The sequence below is a fragment of the Bacillus cabrialesii genome (assembly GCF_004124315.2).
Taxonomy (GTDB): domain Bacteria; phylum Bacillota; class Bacilli; order Bacillales; family Bacillaceae; genus Bacillus; species Bacillus cabrialesii.
Map to the genome: position 1 here is coordinate 661,868 of NZ_CP096889.1, position 17,516 is coordinate 679,383.

Genomic DNA, 17,516 nt, shown 5'->3' on the forward strand with positions numbered 1-17,516 from the left:
GATACCAATGAATAAATACGAAATCATTGCAAATGAAATGAGAAACAGAATCAAAAATAACGTATATCCGCTCGATCAGCCCATTCCCGATGAAGTATCTCTTGCAAAAGAGTTCAACTCAAGCCGCATGACGATGAAAAGAGCCTTGGATAATTTAGTTGCCGAAGGGCTGCTGTTCAGAAAACGGGGACATGGCACGTTTATTATTCAGTCAGCGATACAGGATGACCATGTCCATGTGGTAAGTAATGAAATCCTCGGATTGACCAACCTGCTGAAAGATAAGGAAATTAAAAGCAAGGTCATTCAATTTGAAGTGCAATTTCCCACAGAGGAAGTGGCCGCCCATTTATCTATTGATCAGAAAACACCGGTTTATTATGTCGTACGGCTGCGGATTGTAGAGGGAGAGCCATATGTGCTGGAAAAAACATACATGCCGACTCATTTAATACCGGGCATTAATGATGACGTCCTTCATGATTCGATCTACAACCACATCTCAAACGAGCTGCAGCTCAAAATCGCCGGCTCGCATCGAAAAATCAGGGCCTGCAAATCTGATCATATTGACCAGCAGCATCTGGGCTGCAAACAGGACGATCCCATTCTGGAAGTCGAACATGTGGGCTTTTTAGATAACGGCATTCCATTTGAATATTCTTTTTCACGTCATCGGCATGACAAATTTGTCGTCACCTCGGTAAACATACGGCGCTGATCGCGGAGATAACTAGGAGGCCATCTAACATGCTTGGCGGTATTGAAGCAGGCGGCACAAAGTTTGTTTGTGCCGTCGGTAAAGAAGATGGAACGATCATTGACCGAATAGAAATCCCCACAACGATGCCGGAAGAAACGATAGAGAAAGTGATTCAATATTTTCGCCAGTTTTCATTACAGGCAATCGGCATCGGCTCCTTTGGTCCCGTTGATAACGATAAAACCAGTAAAACATACGGAACCATTACGGCTACGCCGAAAGCGGGCTGGAGACACTTTGGCTTTTTGCAAACCATTAAAAACGAAATGAAAATCCCTGTCGGATTTAATACGGATGTCAACGCCGCGGCGCTGGGCGAATTCCTTTTTGGTGAAGCGAAGGATCTCGACAGCTGCCTGTATATCACGATTGGCACTGGCATTGGTGCGGGGGCAATTGTAGGGGGCCGGCTCCTTCAGGGGCTGTCACATCCAGAGATGGGACATATCTATATCCGGCGGCACCCGGATGACGCATACCAAGGGAAGTGCCCATATCATAAGGACTGCTTTGAAGGCTTGGCATCCGGCCCCGCCATAGAAGCGCGCTGGGGAAAAAAAGCTGCTGATTTATCAGATATCAATCAAGTCTGGGAATTGGAAGGGTACTATATTGCCCAAGCGCTGACTCAGTATATTTTGATCCTTGCACCTAAAAAAATCATTCTTGGCGGCGGCGTCATGAATCAGAAACAAGTGTTTTCTTATATTTATCAATATGTACCGGAAATCATGAACAGCTACTTTAATTTTTCTGAATTATCAGATAGTATAAGCGGTTATATTGTACCTCCGCGTTTAGGAAGTAATGCCGGAATCATCGGCACGCTTGTTTTAGCGAATCAGGCTTTACAAGCTGAATCGGCATCCGGGGAGGTAAGGTCATGAAACACCCCTTATTTTTGGAGCCTGTCTTTAAAGAAAGGATATGGGGTGGAACAGCGCTTCGTGATACCTTCGGCTACGCGATTCCCTCAGAAAAAACAGGTGAGTGCTGGGCTGTTTCTGCACATGCCAATGGCTCGTCGGCTGTTCAAAACGGCCCGCTGGCAGGAAAGACACTGGACCAAGTATGGCAGGATCATCCGGAGGTTTTCGGTTTTCCAGATGATAAGGTGTTTCCGCTGCTGGTAAAGCTGCTGGATGCCAATATGGATCTCTCCGTGCAAGTGCATCCTGACGATGATTATGCGATGCTGCACGAAAACGGCGATCTCGGAAAAACGGAGTGCTGGTATATTATTGATTGCAAAGAAGACGCAGAACTGATTTTGGGCCATCACGCACGTACAAAGGAAGAATTCAAACAACAAATAGAAAGCGGCGATTGGAACGGGCTGCTGAGGCGAATCAAGATCAAGCCCGGAGATTTCTTTTATGTGCCAAGCGGTACGCTCCATGCTTTATGTGAGGGAACTCTTGTCCTTGAAATCCAGCAAAACTCTGATACAACGTATCGCGTATACGATTATGACCGTTGTAACGACAAAGGCCAAAAAAGAACTCTCCATATAGAAAAAGCTATGGAAGTCATAACGATACCGCATATTGATACGGTGCATACACCGGCAGTGAATGAAGTTGATAACGCGGTGATCACTGTTTATGTACAATCGGATTATTTCTCAGTGTACAAATGGAAGATTGGCGGCCGAGCTGTTTTTCCTGCTCAGCAAACCTTTTTGCTGGGGAGTGTTCTGAGCGGCTCAGGACGAATCGTAAATCATGGTATTCAGTATGAGTGCAATGAAGGCTCACACTTTATTTTGCCTGCGCATTTTGGCGAGTTTTCTATAGAAGGAACATGTGAGTTGATGATATCTCATCCTTAATGAATGGAGGAGTTGTAATTGTTTAAGAAACATACGATCTGTCTGCTCATGATCGTTTTACTTGTGTCTGCTGTTCTGGCAAAACCAATTGAAGCGCATACTGTGTCGCCTGTGAATCCTAATGCACAAGAGACCACAAAAGCAGTGATGAATTGGCTGGCTCATCTGCCGAACCGAACAGAAAACAGAGTCCTTTCCGGGGCGTTTGGGGGTTACAGCCATGACACATTTTCTATGGCTGAGGCTGATAGAATCCGAAGCGCAGCCGGACAATCACCTGCTATTTATGGCTGTGATTATGCAAGAGGGTGGCTTGAAACAGCAAAGATTGAAGATTCGATTGATGTCAGCTGCAACAGCGAGCTGTTATTGTATTGGAAAAGCGGGGGAATCCCGCAAATCAGTATGCATATGGCCAATCCGGCTTTTCAGTCAGGGCATTTTAAAACACCGATTACAAACAATCAGTACAAAAACATATTAGATTCTTCAACAGCGGAAGGGAAGCGGCTGAATGCCATGCTCAGCAAAATTGCTGACGGACTTCAAGAATTGGAGGACCAAGGCGTAACTGTCCTGTTCAGGCCGTTGCATGAAATGAACGGTGAATGGTTTTGGTGGGGACTTACATCATATAATCAAAAGGATAATGAAAGAATCTCTCTATATAAACAGCTCTACAAGAAAATCTATCATTATATGACAGACACAAGAGGACTTGATCATTTGCTTTGGGTTTACTCCCCCGACGCCAACAGAGATTTTAAAACCGATTTTTATCCGGGAGCGTCCTACGTGGATATTGTCGGATTGGATGCTTATTATCAAGATGCCTATTCGATTAGCGGATACGATCAGCTAACGGCGCTTAACAAACCATTTGCCTTTACAGAAGTCGGTCCGCAACCAGCAAACGGCAGCTTCGATTACAGCCTGCTGATCAATGCAATAAAACAAAAATATCCTAAAACCATTTACTTTCTGGCTTGGAATGATGGGTGGAGCCCAACCGCAAACAAGGGTGCTTCAGCATTATATAACGACAGCTGGACACTCAATAAGGGAGAAATATGGAACGTTGGTTCTTTAACACCTATCGTAGAATGAATACAAGCAGAAGGTGCTCAAGAAGCTTCTTGAGCACCTTCACACCTGATCAGGCATTCATATCGCCTAACCCGGGACTGTGTTCATTTGGCATTTCTGGTAGCACTGGAACAGGGAACCCAGCCGGAGGCTCTATTACTTGTAACTCTCCGCCATTTCTGCTCGGAGATGTTCCTTGATAGATTTCGCCGATTCTTGTCTCATCCAATCTGAAATTAAACTGTGCATTGTGATAGCCCAATTCGACATATTTTCTGCACTCAGGATATTTATTAATATCGTAATTCGGAACAGGAAGGAGCTTCGCCCACTCAACGCCCAATGTCTCGAGTGCTTTCGCAAAAGCATTCTGATGAGCATTGTCGCGTACAATCAGAAAAGCAAGTGTCTCCCGAAATGTCTGATTAGAACTCATTTCATATATCCTTGTTTTTTGCAGCACGCCTGTTGACTCAAGAAGCAAGTTATCCAACAGGTCGGTGATTAAGTTTCCATGGTTATACACCCATGACCCATTCCACGGATTGCCCCCTGCATCAACAGGAAGTGAACTTTGCGCCCCAATAATATAATGATGAGGATTAGCATGTTTAACCGCTTCATCAAGCGGAGCCTGATCTGCACCTTGACTGCCGACACCTGCACCGCCTGATTCATCTAATAAAGCATTAATTGTGTTTTGCACCAGTTCAACGTGGGCAATCTCCTCTAAAAAAATGCCACGGAGCAGATCGCGGTACTGTTTCTGTTTTCCTCTGAAATTAGAGCTTTGGAAAAAATACTGCATCATCGTACGCATTTCGCCGTAATGTCCGCCTAATATTTCCTGCAGCACCTTAGCGGCTGCAGGGTCTGGTTTGTCTGACTTAATGATATTTATCAGTTCTTCTTTGTAGTAATACATAACATGCCTCATTTCTTTTCTAGTGATTGATTTCTTATATCCTTTGTAAAGGGAGGTAAAATATACGCATATCTAAGCCCGTAAAAGAATCTAATAAAAAATATAGAAAAAGTGTTGACCGCAGAAATTACACATGGTATATTATTAAACGTCGCTGATGAACAGCACAAAACAACATGAAGAACAAAAAAAGTTTTTCTAAGGTGTTTACAAGTTTTTAAAAATGTGTATAATAAGTAAGGTCGAATTAAAAAGCTTCGAACTTCAAAAAAGCATTTCAAAAAAACTTCTTGACTTCAACATCAAATGATAGTATGATAGTTAAGTCGCTTGATAAGCGCCCGTAGCTCAATTGGATAGAGCGTTTGACTACGGATCAAAAGGTTAGGGGTTCGACTCCTCTCGGGCGCGCCAATAAAAATACCACGCGGGTGTAGTTTAGTGGTAAAACCTCAGCCTTCCAAGCTGATGTCGTGAGTTCGATTCTCATCACCCGCTCCATTTATCGAATGATCTTTGAAAACTAAACAAGACAAAACGTACCTGTTAATTCATTTTTATAAAATCGCACAGTGATGTGCGTAGTCAGTCAAACTACTTTATCGGAGAGTTTGATCCTGGCTCAGGACGAACGCTGGCGGCGTGCCTAATACATGCAAGTCGAGCGGACAGATGGGAGCTTGCTCCCTGATGTTAGCGGCGGACGGGTGAGTAACACGTGGGTAACCTGCCTGTAAGACTGGGATAACTCCGGGAAACCGGGGCTAATACCGGATGCTTGTTTGAACCGCATGGTTCAAACATAAAAGGTGGCTTCGGCTACCACTTACAGATGGACCCGCGGCGCATTAGCTAGTTGGTGAGGTAACGGCTCACCAAGGCAACGATGCGTAGCCGACCTGAGAGGGTGATCGGCCACACTGGGACTGAGACACGGCCCAGACTCCTACGGGAGGCAGCAGTAGGGAATCTTCCGCAATGGACGAAAGTCTGACGGAGCAACGCCGCGTGAGTGATGAAGGTTTTCGGATCGTAAAGCTCTGTTGTTAGGGAAGAACAAGTACCGTTCGAATAGGGCGGTACCTTGACGGTACCTAACCAGAAAGCCACGGCTAACTACGTGCCAGCAGCCGCGGTAATACGTAGGTGGCAAGCGTTGTCCGGAATTATTGGGCGTAAAGGGCTCGCAGGCGGTTTCTTAAGTCTGATGTGAAAGCCCCCGGCTCAACCGGGGAGGGTCATTGGAAACTGGGGAACTTGAGTGCAGAAGAGGAGAGTGGAATTCCACGTGTAGCGGTGAAATGCGTAGAGATGTGGAGGAACACCAGTGGCGAAGGCGACTCTCTGGTCTGTAACTGACGCTGAGGAGCGAAAGCGTGGGGAGCGAACAGGATTAGATACCCTGGTAGTCCACGCCGTAAACGATGAGTGCTAAGTGTTAGGGGGTTTCCGCCCCTTAGTGCTGCAGCTAACGCATTAAGCACTCCGCCTGGGGAGTACGGTCGCAAGACTGAAACTCAAAGGAATTGACGGGGGCCCGCACAAGCGGTGGAGCATGTGGTTTAATTCGAAGCAACGCGAAGAACCTTACCAGGTCTTGACATCCTCTGACAATCCTAGAGATAGGACGTCCCCTTCGGGGGCAGAGTGACAGGTGGTGCATGGTTGTCGTCAGCTCGTGTCGTGAGATGTTGGGTTAAGTCCCGCAACGAGCGCAACCCTTGATCTTAGTTGCCAGCATTCAGTTGGGCACTCTAAGGTGACTGCCGGTGACAAACCGGAGGAAGGTGGGGATGACGTCAAATCATCATGCCCCTTATGACCTGGGCTACACACGTGCTACAATGGACAGAACAAAGGGCAGCGAAACCGCGAGGTTAAGCCAATCCCACAAATCTGTTCTCAGTTCGGATCGCAGTCTGCAACTCGACTGCGTGAAGCTGGAATCGCTAGTAATCGCGGATCAGCATGCCGCGGTGAATACGTTCCCGGGCCTTGTACACACCGCCCGTCACACCACGAGAGTTTGTAACACCCGAAGTCGGTGAGGTAACCTTTTAGGAGCCAGCCGCCGAAGGTGGGACAGATGATTGGGGTGAAGTCGTAACAAGGTAGCCGTATCGGAAGGTGCGGCTGGATCACCTCCTTTCTAAGGATATTTACGGAATATAAGACCTTGGGTCTTATAAACAGAACGTTCCCTGTCTTGTTTAGTTTTGAAGGATCATTCCTTCGAAACGTGTTCTTTGAAAACTAGATAACAGTAGACATCACATTCAATTAGTAACACAAGATATCACGTAGTGATTCTTTTTAACGGTTAAGTTAGAAAGGGCGCACGGTGGATGCCTTGGCACTAGGAGCCGATGAAGGACGGGACGAACACCGATATGCTTCGGGGAGCTGTAAGCAAGCTTTGATCCGGAGATTTCCGAATGGGGAAACCCACCACTCGTAATGGAGTGGTATCCATATCTGAATTCATAGGATATGAGAAGGCAGACCCGGGGAACTGAAACATCTAAGTACCCGGAGGAAGAGAAAGCAAATGCGATTCCCTGAGTAGCGGCGAGCGAAACGGGATTAGCCCAAACCAAGAGGCTTGCCTCTTGGGGTTGTAGGACACTCTGCACGGAGTTACAAAAGAACGAGGTAGATGAAGAGGTCTGGAAAGGCCCGCCATAGGAGGTAACAGCCCTGTAGTCAAAACTTCGTTCTCTCCTGAGTGGATCCTGAGTACGGCGGAACACGTGAAATTCCGTCGGAATCCGGGAGGACCATCTCCCAAGGCTAAATACTCCCTAGTGACCGATAGTGAACCAGTACCGTGAGGGAAAGGTGAAAAGCACCCCGGAAGGGGAGTGAAAGAGATCCTGAAACCGTGTGCCTACAAGTAGTCAGAGCCCGTTAACGGGTGATGGCGTGCCTTTTGTAGAATGAACCGGCGAGTTACGATCCCGTGCAAGGTTAAGCAGAAGATGCGGAGCCGCAGCGAAAGCGAGTCTGAATAGGGCGCATGAGTACGTGGTCGTAGACCCGAAACCAGGTGATCTACCCATGTCCAGGGTGAAGTTCAGGTAACACTGAATGGAGGCCCGAACCCACGCACGTTGAAAAGTGCGGGGATGAGGTGTGGGTAGGGGTGAAATGCCAATCGAACCTGGAGATAGCTGGTTCTCTCCGAAATAGCTTTAGGGCTAGCCTCAAGGTAAGAGTCTTGGAGGTAGAGCACTGATTGGACTAGGGGCCCCTACCGGGTTACCGAATTCAGTCAAACTCCGAATGCCAATGACTTATCCTTGGGAGTCAGACTGCGAGTGATAAGATCCGTAGTCGAAAGGGAAACAGCCCAGACCGCCAGCTAAGGTCCCAAAGTATACGTTAAGTGGAAAAGGATGTGGAGTTGCTTAGACAACCAGGATGTTGGCTTAGAAGCAGCCACCATTTAAAGAGTGCGTAATAGCTCACTGGTCGAGTGACTCTGCGCCGAAAATGTACCGGGGCTAAACGTATCACCGAAGCTGCGGACTGTTCTTCGAACAGTGGTAGGAGAGCGTTCTAAGGGCTGTGAAGCCAGACCGGAAGGACTGGTGGAGCGCTTAGAAGTGAGAATGCCGGTATGAGTAGCGAAAGAGGGGTGAGAATCCCCTCCACCGAATGCCTAAGGTTTCCTGAGGAAGGCTCGTCCGCTCAGGGTTAGTCGGGACCTAAGCCGAGGCCGAAAGGCGTAGGCGATGGACAACAGGTTGATATTCCTGTACCACCTCCTCACCATTTGAGCAATGGGGGGACGCAGGAGGATAGGGTAAGCGCGGTATTGGATATCCGCGTCCAAGCAGTTAGGCTGGGAAATAGGCAAATCCGTTTCCCATAAGGCTGAGCTGTGATGGCGAGCGAAATATAGTAGCGAAGTTCCTGATTCCACACTGCCAAGAAAAGCCTCTAGCGAGGTGAGAGGTGCCCGTACCGCAAACCGACACAGGTAGGCGAGGAGAGAATCCTAAGGTGATCGAGAGAACTCTCGTTAAGGAACTCGGCAAAATGACCCCGTAACTTCGGGAGAAGGGGTGCTCTGTTAGGGTGCAAGCCCGAGAGAGCCGCAGTGAATAGGCCCAGGCGACTGTTTAGCAAAAACACAGGTCTCTGCGAAGCCGTAAGGCGAAGTATAGGGGCTGACGCCTGCCCGGTGCTGGAAGGTTAAGAGGAGCGCTTAGCGTAAGCGAAGGTGCGAATTGAAGCCCCAGTAAACGGCGGCCGTAACTATAACGGTCCTAAGGTAGCGAAATTCCTTGTCGGGTAAGTTCCGACCCGCACGAAAGGCGCAACGATCTGGGCACTGTCTCAACGAGAGACTCGGTGAAATTATAGTACCTGTGAAGATGCAGGTTACCCGCGACAGGACGGAAAGACCCCGTGGAGCTTTACTGCAGCCTGATATTGAATGTTGGTACAGCTTGTACAGGATAGGTAGGAGCCTTGGAAACCGGAGCGCCAGCTTCGGTGGAGGCATCGGTGGGATACTACCCTGGCTGTATTGACCTTCTAACCCGCCGCCCTTATCGGGCGGGGAGACAGTGTCAGGTGGGCAGTTTGACTGGGGCGGTCGCCTCCTAAAAGGTAACGGAGGCGCCCAAAGGTTCCCTCAGAATGGTTGGAAATCATTCGCAGAGTGTAAAGGCACAAGGGAGCTTGACTGCGAGACCTACAAGTCGAGCAGGGACGAAAGTCGGGCTTAGTGATCCGGTGGTTCCGCATGGAAGGGCCATCGCTCAACGGATAAAAGCTACCCCGGGGATAACAGGCTTATCTCCCCCAAGAGTCCACATCGACGGGGAGGTTTGGCACCTCGATGTCGGCTCATCGCATCCTGGGGCTGTAGTCGGTCCCAAGGGTTGGGCTGTTCGCCCATTAAAGCGGTACGCGAGCTGGGTTCAGAACGTCGTGAGACAGTTCGGTCCCTATCCGTCGCGGGCGCAGGAAATTTGAGAGGAGCTGTCCTTAGTACGAGAGGACCGGGATGGACGCACCGCTGGTGTACCAGTTGTTCTGCCAAGGGCATCGCTGGGTAGCTATGTGCGGACGGGATAAGTGCTGAAAGCATCTAAGCATGAAGCCCCCCTCAAGATGAGATTTCCCATTCCGCAAGGAAGTAAGATCCCTGAAAGATGATCAGGTTGATAGGTCTGAGGTGGAAGTGTGGCGACACATGGAGCTGACAGATACTAATCGATCGAGGACTTAACCACATTTTGAATGATGTCACACCTGTTATCTAGTTTTGAGAGAACACTCTCAATTTGTTTGGTGGCGATAGCGAAGAGGTCACACCCGTTCCCATACCGAACACGGAAGTTAAGCTCTTCAGCGCCGATGGTAGTCGGGGGTTTCCCCCTGTGAGAGTAGGACGCCGCCAAGCTTTTATCTTAAATTATATCATCGCGGGGTGGAGCAGTTCGGTAGCTCGTCGGGCTCATAACCCGAAGGTCGCAGGTTCAAATCCTGCCCCCGCAACCAAATTATTTGAATGAAATAAGGAGTGCCCAAGGGGTGCAACCGAAATAATTCACTATATAAATATGGTCCGGTAGTTCAGTTGGTTAGAATGCCTGCCTGTCACGCAGGAGGTCGCGGGTTCGAGTCCCGTCCGGACCGCCATTATTGTAAACGAAACGATCATGTTTTCGTTTTTTTTGTGTTTTCTTTTACTGTATGTTCTGCTTGGTGTCATAGCCAAGCTTTCTTTATATCGGCAACATCTTGGATATTCCAGCAAAATTCGATACACTAGGAAGAGCAATATAGGTAAGAGCAGGTTGAAAGGAGGTTTTGGTTCATGGATGAATTTGATTTGATACATAGCATTACTCCGCGGACCATTCACCATTCTTCCGTTGATGTAGGAATAGGTGATGATGCAGCGCTCTACACTGCAAAACACGGCGTTCAGGAAATTGTTTGTGTTGATACTATGGTAGAAGATGTGCACTTTAAATTACTCTATTCCTCACCTGAAGATATCGGGTATAAGGCGTTAGCCGTTAATATAAGTGATATTGCCGCGATGGGAGGCATTCCTAAATTTTATTTAGTATCAATTGCGGTACCTCCCAAATGGACGGAATCCGAAATCAAGGCGATGTATGAAGGAATGAATGAACTGGCGAAACTATATCATATGGATCTAATTGGCGGCGATACAGTCTCTATCTCTGACAAATTAGTCGTTACAGTCACTGTGATCGGTGAAGTTGAAAAGGGACGGGCCTGTTTGCGCAGCTTGGCAAGACCGAATGATATTGTGTTTGTAACCGGTGAAATTGGTTCATCTGCAGCAGGACTTTCTTTATTATTGGAGGAAACTCATCCTCAAACCTCAGCTATTGACACGGATTACTTTATTCACAGGCATAAACGGCCTGAGCCAAGAGTAAGCGTCGGCAGATTATGCTCGAGTTTTAAGCGGACAGCTTTAAATGATATCAGTGACGGATTAGCTAGTGAACTAAATGAGATTGCGGAAGCCAGCTGTGTTTCAATTGAAATTGATGAAAGCATGCTTCCAGTCCATTCTCACTTGTCTAAGCTTCATCCTACCTGGAGAAAATGGGCTTTGTTTGGCGGGGAGGATTTTGAGCTGACGGGGACGGTTTCGAAGGGGGATTGGGAAGTGTTGAAGCAGGAGTGTGAAACGCGTCAACTGCCCATTACAAAGATTGGCCATGTCAGAGAAAAAACAGAATCCAACGTGATTTTAAAAACTGATGACGGATCAAGGATTTTAGAGAAAAAAGGATATAATCATTTTAAATAAGACGGGTGACTCGTGTGAAGCAATTAAAGTGGAGAACTGTAAATCCTGAAGAAACAAAGGCGATTGCTAAACTGACGGCATCGTTTGCTAAACCGGGAGATGTCCTGACATTAGAGGGCGATTTAGGAGCCGGAAAAACGACTTTTACGAAAGGTTTTGCGGAAGGACTTGGAATTACACGTGTTGTAAACAGTCCGACTTTTACAATTATAAAAGAATATAACGATGGTGCACTTCCTCTTTATCATATGGATGTGTATAGAATGGAAGACGAAAGTGAAGATTTGGGACTTGATGAATATTTCCACGGACAAGGTGTCTGTCTCGTTGAATGGGCCCATTTAATTGAAGAACAGCTGCCGGAGGAGCGTCTGCAAATTGTCATCAAAAGAGCCGGTGATGATGAGCGGGAAATGACCTTTACTGCTGTTGGGGATCGGTATGAAATGCTTTGTGAGGAGATAAGTAGACATGACAATATTAGCAATTGACACATCTAATTATACGTTGGGCATTGCGCTGCTTAGAGAAGAAACTGTCATAGCAGAACACATTACATATTTGAAAAAGAACCACTCTGTAAGAGCGATGCCTGCTGTTCATTCATTGCTGAATGATTGTGATATGACACCGCAGGATCTGTCTAAAATTGTCGTTGCAAAAGGCCCGGGTTCATATACAGGAGTAAGAATCGGTGTGACGCTCGCCAAAACCCTTGCCTGGTCTTTACACATTCCGATTGCTGCTGTATCAAGTCTTGAGACGCTTGCGGCAAATGGACGGCATTTTGACGGTCTGATCAGCCCAATCTTTGATGCAAGACGGGGACAGGTTTATACAGGCCTGTATGAATACAAAAACGGGCTTTTGGAGCAAGTGGTTTCAGATCAAAATGTGATGCTGGCCGAATGGCTGGAGATGCTAAAAGAAAAGGATCGTCCTGTTTTGTTTTTAGGTCATGATACCTCTATTCACAAGCAGATGATAGGGGATGTGCTTGGAACTAAAGGGATCATTGGAGCTGCTGCTCAGCATAACCCGCGTCCTTCGGAATTGGCTTTTTTAGGTGCGGATAAGGAAGCAGAAGACGTTCACAGGCTTGTCCCGGATTACTTGCGGCTGGCAGAAGCTGAAGCGAAATGGATTGAAAGTCAAAAGTAGGGTGATAGCATGAAAACAAAAGCAGCGGTCAGAAACATGCGGCTTGATGATATTGATCACGTATACGAAATTGAAACATCCTCCTTTACGTCTCCTTGGACGAAGGATTCGTTTTATCATGAGCTGCTGGAAAATCCGTATGCTCATTATCTTGTGATTGAAAAAGACGGCCATGTTGCTGGGTATTGCGGAATTTGGATTGTGCTGGACGACGCACAAATTACAAATATAGCAATAAAACCGGAGTATCGCGGCCAGTCCTTAGGAGAAACGCTTTTTCGCTCAGCGGTTGAACTGTGCAAGGAAAAAGACGCAAGACGGCTTTCGCTTGAAGTGAGGGTTTCGAATCATCCTGCTCAAGGCTTATATAAAAAGTTCGGGATGCAGCCCGGCGGAATAAGAAAGAACTATTATACTGATAACGGGGAAGATGCGTTAATTATGTGGGTGACGATAAATGAGTGAGCAAAAAGACATTTACGTATTAGGAATTGAAACAAGCTGTGATGAGACAGCGGCAGCTATCGTAAAAAACGGGAAAGAAATCATTTCAAACGTAGTAGCCTCTCAAATTGAAAGCCATAAGCGGTTTGGAGGCGTTGTTCCGGAAATTGCTTCAAGACATCATGTTGAGCAAATCACGTTGGTCATAGAAGAAGCTTTTCGTAAAGCCGGAATGACGTATAGTGAGATTGATGCGATTGCAGTAACTGAAGGCCCGGGACTGGTGGGAGCGCTTCTGATCGGAGTGAACGCTGCTAAAGCATTGAGCTTTGCGCATAATATTCCGTTAGTTGGCGTCCATCATATAGCCGGTCATATATACGCGAATCGTCTTGTAGAAGAGATCGTGTTTCCGGCACTGGCACTGGTCGTTTCAGGAGGCCATACGGAATTGGTTTATATGAAGGAACACGGGTCATTTGAAGTCATTGGGGAAACTCTCGATGATGCAGCAGGAGAAGCTTACGACAAAGTGGCGCGAACGATGGGACTGCCATATCCGGGTGGACCGCAAATTGACAAGCTTGCTGAAAAAGGGAATGATAATATTCCGCTTCCTCGTGCATGGCTCGAAGAAGGCTCTTACAATTTCAGCTTTAGCGGGTTGAAGTCTGCGGTGATCAATACACTTCATAATGCGTCTCAAAAAGGACAAGAGATTGCTCCGGAAGATTTGTCTGCCAGTTTCCAAAATAGCGTGATTGATGTCTTGGTGACAAAAACAGCGCGTGCGGCGAAGGAATATGGGGTCAAACAGGTCCTTTTAGCAGGAGGAGTAGCTGCCAACAGAGGTCTTAGAGCTGCGTTACAAAAGGAATTTGCCCAGCATGAAGGGATTACGCTCGTCATTCCTCCGTTAGCGTTATGTACGGATAATGCTGCGATGATCGCTGCTGCTGGTACAATTGCTTTTGAAAAGGGAATTCGCGGTGCATATGATATGAATGGCCAGCCTGGCCTTGAATTGACTTCTTATCAAAGTCTCACGACATAATAGCGTGAGGCTTTTCATCTGTTATTAACAGATAATTCTCAATTTATCCACATATCTGTTAGTAATTATGAAGATATCGATGGATAAAGGGCTGAAGACACTGTTAATAAAGTGGATAAATTCAGAAAATTTTGTGGATAATGTGTATAAAGCGCTTACTTCGTTTGCTTGTAAGGTTATTTTCTGTGGATAAAAAGCACCTCTAAAAAGAGGTGCTTGACTTTTTTTAAGCTTCTTCTGTGGATAGTTCTTCCCATTCGGACAAAAGAGATTCCAGCTCCTGATTGAGTTTCTCGTTGTCTGCATGGATGGCTTGTACCTTTTCATGGTCTTGATAGACTTCCGGATCACAGAGTAATTCATCGTTGTGACTGATGTTTTCTTCAATGGTTTGAACAGCGGCTTCAATTTCTTCAATCCGCCGGAGCCGTTGGCGTTCTTTCTTTTTCCATTCTTTTTCTTCTTCATATGAACGCTTTGAGTCAGACTTCACTGCAGCTGGTGTTTTTTCTGCTGCTTCTTGCTGATTCATTTTCTCCAGTTCAAGCTGCTCAATTTTTTTCTCGGTATAATAATCGTAATCTCCCAGATACTCCTCTATATGGTTTGGAGAAAGCTCCAATACTCTTGTTGCGATTCTGTTAATAAAATATCTGTCATGTGAGACAAATAACAGTGTGCCTGGATAATCAATCAGCGCGTTTTCGAGAACTTCTTTGCTGTCTAAGTCCAGATGGTTCGTCGGTTCATCAAGGATGAGAAAATTGGCTTTTTGAAGCATCAGCTTAGCAAGGGCCAGCCTAGCTTTTTCTCCTCCGCTCAGTGAATGGACGGGTTTTAGTACATCATCTCCGGAGAATAAGAAATTTCCAAGACAAGTTCTGATTTCTTTCTCAGGAAGCCCGGGGTACTCATCCCACAGCTCGTCAAGGACACGTTTAGAGGAAGTCAGTTCAGCCTGCTCCTGATCATAGTAGCCGACACTGACATTTGAGCCGTACGAGATGGTTCCTTGATCTGGCTTAAGGGCGTCCATTAATGTTTTCAGCAATGTTGATTTGCCGATACCGTTAGGGCCGACAAGGGCAGCGCTTTCTCCTCTTGTGAGCATGAACGACACTTCTGTTAAAAGCGGCGGCTGGTTTTCATAGCTGATTGTGAGATCCTGAACACGCAGGACTTCATTTCCGCTCTGTTTTGTAATATTAAAATGAAAGTTTGCCGATTTTTCATCGCCTAGCGGTTTTGACATGACTTCCATGCGCTCAAGCTGCTTTCGGCGGCTTTGCGCTCTTTTTGTGGTAGAAGCTCTCGCCAGATTTCGGTCTACGAAGTCCTGAAGCTTTGCGATTTCATCCTGCTGCTTTTCATACATTTTAATATCTTTCTCATACTGCGCGGCTTTTTGGTCGAGATAAGCGCTGTAGTTGCCGTGATACTTTTTGCTTTCCGCTCTTGATACCTCGTATACTTGGTTTACCACTTTGTCCAAAAAGTAGCGGTCATGCGAAACGATGAGAATAGCGCCTGAATAGCCTTGCAAATAATGTTCAAGCCAGGTTAGCGTATCAATATCAAGATGGTTTGTCGGCTCATCGAGAATGAGCAAATCAGGCTGTGTTAACAGTAGCTTACCAAGGGCGAGTCTTGTTTTCTGCCCTCCGCTGAGGCTTTGCACCTGTGTTGAATCGTCAAAATGGCTGAAGCCGAGGCCGTGCAGCACAGATCTGACATCCGCTTCATATTGATAACCGCCTTGATCTCTGAATTCCTGCTGAAGCCGGTCATAGGTTTTCATGATGCTTTCCAACTCACTCGGGTCAGCTGCCGCCATTTTTTCTTCCATAGTCCGCATTTCCTTTTCCATTGCTTTTAAGTGGTCAAAAACAGTCAGCAGCTCTTCTTTTATGGTAAGCTTAGAATCCAAGCCCGTATGCTGGGCGAGATATCCCATTGTGATATCTTTTGGTTTAATGATTTCGCCCTTTTCGTACGAAAGCTGGCCTGCGATAATTTTAAGCAGCGTGGATTTTCCCGCGCCATTTCTTCCTACAATGGCGACGCGATCGCGATTTCTGACTTCCAGCTTTATATTGTTTAAAATAGTATCAGCGCCAAATGATTTGGACAGCTGATTAATTTGTAAGATCATCATATTATTTCACCTCTGCTATAATAAGTTAAGTGTAGCTTATGAATCAGAAGTCAGCAAACAATACATTGGCCGAATAAGACATAGAGAAGGAAATAGTGTATGATCTGTTTAAGGAGAGTTTTAATATGAATGGATTTTCTCATTTTAATGAACAGGGCAGAGCCCAGATGGTGGATATCAGCGAAAAATCTTCGACTGTCCGTACTGCGGCGGCTGTTTCAAGCGTACACATGAAGAATGAAGTGTACGAGAAAATACAAAGTCACGATATCGGCAAAGGAGATGTACTGGCTGTTGCCCAGGTGGCAGGCATTATGGCCGCAAAACAAACGTCCAATATCATTCCGATGTGCCATCCGCTTTCATTGAGCGGGGTAGATATATCGTTTGACTGGAAAATAAAAGAAACAGAAGTTATACTTCATATAAAAGCACAGGTCAAAACGAAAGGGAGTACAGGTGTGGAAATGGAAGCGCTCACTTCCGCATCTGTATGCGCTCTTACCGTTTACGATATGTGCAAGGCCCTTGATAAAGGAATGGTCATCGGCCCTACTTTCTTGCTGGAGAAGACAGGCGGGAAAAACGGTGACTTTAAAAGAGAACTATCCGAGTATAATTTGGAGGACCAAAAATGAATAAGGATCAATCAAAAATTCCGCAGGCGACGGCAAAACGGCTGCCGCTTTACTATCGCTTTTTAAAGAATCTGCATGCGTCAGGAAAACAGCGTGTTTCATCCGCTGAACTCAGTGATGCCGTAAAGGTTGATTCTGCCACGATTCGCAGGGATTTTTCCTATTTTGGAGCTCTTGGCAAAAAAGGATATGGATATAATGTGGATTATTTGCTGTCATTTTTCCGAAAAACGCTTGATCAGGATGAGATGACAGATGTTATCTTGATTGGTGTGGGGAACTTGGGAACGGCATTTCTTCACTATAATTTCACAAAAAATAATAACACAAAAATTTCTATGGCTTTTGATATAAATGAGAGTAAAATAGGAACTGAGGTAGGCGGCGTGCCCGTCTATAACCTTGATGACCTTGAACAACACGTGAAAAATGAATCAGTTGCCATTCTTACAGTGCCAGCAGTTGCCGCTCAATCGATTACAGACAGATTGGTCGCGTTAGGAATCAAGGGAATTCTTAATTTTACGCCGGCCCGTTTGAATGTGCCGGAACACATTCGAATTCATCATATAGATTTAGCTGTAGAGCTTCAGTCACTGGTTTATTTCTTGAAGCATTATTCAGTTTTAGAGGAAATCGAATAGAGGG

Annotated in this window: 13 protein-coding genes, 4 tRNA genes and 3 rRNA genes; 18 read left to right on the forward strand and 2 right to left on the reverse strand. The window is 46.3% G+C overall.

What is annotated here, in order from left to right; translation table 11 throughout:
* Positions 1-7: 7 nt before the first annotated feature.
* From gmuR to EFK13_RS03460, 4 genes are read left to right on the forward strand one after another with little or no spacing between them, the layout of a single operon-like run.
* On the forward strand, positions 8-721 hold the full coding sequence (gene gmuR, locus EFK13_RS03445; RefSeq protein ID WP_129506542.1) for a transcriptional regulator GmuR: 714 nt from the start codon (positions 8-10) through the stop codon (positions 719-721).
* A 29-nt stretch (positions 722-750) separates the two neighbouring features.
* Positions 751-1,650 (forward strand): ROK family protein, encoded by a 900-nt coding sequence (locus EFK13_RS03450; protein ID WP_129506541.1) that lies wholly within the window; start codon positions 751-753, stop codon positions 1,648-1,650.
* Positions 1,647-2,594, forward strand: a complete 948-nt coding sequence (gene manA / locus EFK13_RS03455) for a mannose-6-phosphate isomerase, class I (protein WP_129506540.1) — start codon at positions 1,647-1,649, stop codon at positions 2,592-2,594. The genes EFK13_RS03450 and manA overlap by 4 nt, the downstream gene beginning before the upstream one ends.
* 18 nt (positions 2,595-2,612) lie before the next feature.
* On the forward strand, positions 2,613-3,701 hold the full coding sequence (locus EFK13_RS03460) for a mannan endo-1,4-beta-mannosidase (RefSeq protein ID WP_129506539.1): 1,089 nt from the start codon (positions 2,613-2,615) through the stop codon (positions 3,699-3,701).
* 49 nt (positions 3,702-3,750) lie between these two features.
* On the opposite strand, the gene EFK13_RS03465 is transcribed toward EFK13_RS03460, so the two are convergent.
* Positions 3,751-4,605, reverse strand: coding sequence for a manganese catalase family protein (locus tag EFK13_RS03465; RefSeq protein WP_129506538.1), 855 nt, complete (start codon positions 4,603-4,605; stop codon positions 3,751-3,753).
* 337 nt (positions 4,606-4,942) lie between these two features.
* Here EFK13_RS03465 and EFK13_RS03470 point away from each other — a divergent pair.
* From EFK13_RS03470 to tsaD, 12 genes are all read left to right on the forward strand, one after another.
* A tRNA-Arg gene (locus EFK13_RS03470) sits at positions 4,943-5,019 on the forward strand.
* Positions 5,020-5,032: 13 nt separating this feature from the next.
* Positions 5,033-5,106, forward strand: a tRNA-Gly gene (locus tag EFK13_RS03475).
* 98 nt (positions 5,107-5,204) lie between these two features.
* Positions 5,205-6,754 (forward strand): 16S ribosomal RNA (locus EFK13_RS03480).
* Positions 6,755-6,923: 169 nt separating this feature from the next.
* Positions 6,924-9,851 (forward strand): 23S ribosomal RNA (locus tag EFK13_RS03485).
* 54 nt (positions 9,852-9,905) lie between these two features.
* Positions 9,906-10,021: ribosomal RNA gene (gene rrf, locus EFK13_RS03490) — 5S ribosomal RNA — on the forward strand.
* The 16S, 23S and 5S rRNA genes sit together here with 4 tRNA genes alongside, the layout of an rRNA operon.
* Before the next feature lie 21 nt (positions 10,022-10,042).
* A tRNA-Met gene (locus EFK13_RS03495) sits at positions 10,043-10,119 on the forward strand.
* Positions 10,120-10,183: 64 nt separating this feature from the next.
* A tRNA-Asp gene (locus EFK13_RS03500) sits at positions 10,184-10,260 on the forward strand.
* Between the two features lie 178 nt (positions 10,261-10,438).
* Positions 10,439-11,416 carry a thiamine-phosphate kinase gene (gene thiL / locus EFK13_RS03505; protein ID WP_129506536.1) on the forward strand — a complete coding sequence of 326 codons (978 nt, stop codon included), beginning with the start codon at positions 10,439-10,441 and terminating at the stop codon, positions 11,414-11,416.
* Between the two features lie 14 nt (positions 11,417-11,430).
* Positions 11,431-11,907 (forward strand): tRNA (adenosine(37)-N6)-threonylcarbamoyltransferase complex ATPase subunit type 1 TsaE, encoded by a 477-nt coding sequence (gene tsaE, locus EFK13_RS03510; RefSeq protein ID WP_129506535.1) that lies wholly within the window; start codon positions 11,431-11,433, stop codon positions 11,905-11,907.
* Positions 11,888-12,577: a tRNA (adenosine(37)-N6)-threonylcarbamoyltransferase complex dimerization subunit type 1 TsaB gene (gene tsaB / locus EFK13_RS03515; RefSeq protein ID WP_129506534.1), complete on the forward strand. Its 690-nt coding sequence runs from the start codon at positions 11,888-11,890 to the stop codon at positions 12,575-12,577. Before tsaE ends, tsaB begins: the two co-directional genes overlap by 20 nt.
* A gap of 9 nt (positions 12,578-12,586) precedes the next feature.
* Positions 12,587-13,042: a ribosomal protein S18-alanine N-acetyltransferase gene (gene rimI, locus EFK13_RS03520; protein WP_075749367.1), complete on the forward strand. Its 456-nt coding sequence runs from the start codon at positions 12,587-12,589 to the stop codon at positions 13,040-13,042.
* A complete protein-coding gene (gene tsaD, locus EFK13_RS03525; RefSeq protein WP_129506533.1) occupies positions 13,035-14,075 on the forward strand; it encodes a tRNA (adenosine(37)-N6)-threonylcarbamoyltransferase complex transferase subunit TsaD in 1,041 nt (346 codons plus the stop codon). The genes rimI and tsaD overlap by 8 nt, the downstream gene beginning before the upstream one ends.
* A gap of 226 nt (positions 14,076-14,301) precedes the next feature.
* On the opposite strand, the gene EFK13_RS03530 is transcribed toward tsaD, so the two are convergent.
* Positions 14,302-16,230: an ABC-F family ATP-binding cassette domain-containing protein gene (locus tag EFK13_RS03530; RefSeq protein ID WP_129506532.1), complete on the reverse strand. Its 1,929-nt coding sequence runs from the start codon at positions 16,228-16,230 to the stop codon at positions 14,302-14,304.
* 125 nt (positions 16,231-16,355) lie between these two features.
* Between EFK13_RS03530 and moaC the strand changes: the two genes are divergently transcribed.
* Together moaC and EFK13_RS03540 are read left to right on the forward strand one after the other, a co-directional pair.
* On the forward strand, positions 16,356-16,868 hold the full coding sequence (moaC, locus tag EFK13_RS03535; RefSeq protein WP_064812569.1) for a cyclic pyranopterin monophosphate synthase MoaC: 513 nt from the start codon (positions 16,356-16,358) through the stop codon (positions 16,866-16,868).
* Entirely contained in the window at positions 16,865-17,512 is a 648-nt protein-coding gene (locus tag EFK13_RS03540) for a redox-sensing transcriptional repressor Rex (protein ID WP_003225686.1), read from the forward strand. Before moaC ends, EFK13_RS03540 begins: the two co-directional genes overlap by 4 nt.
* Positions 17,513-17,516: the final 4 nt, after the last annotated feature.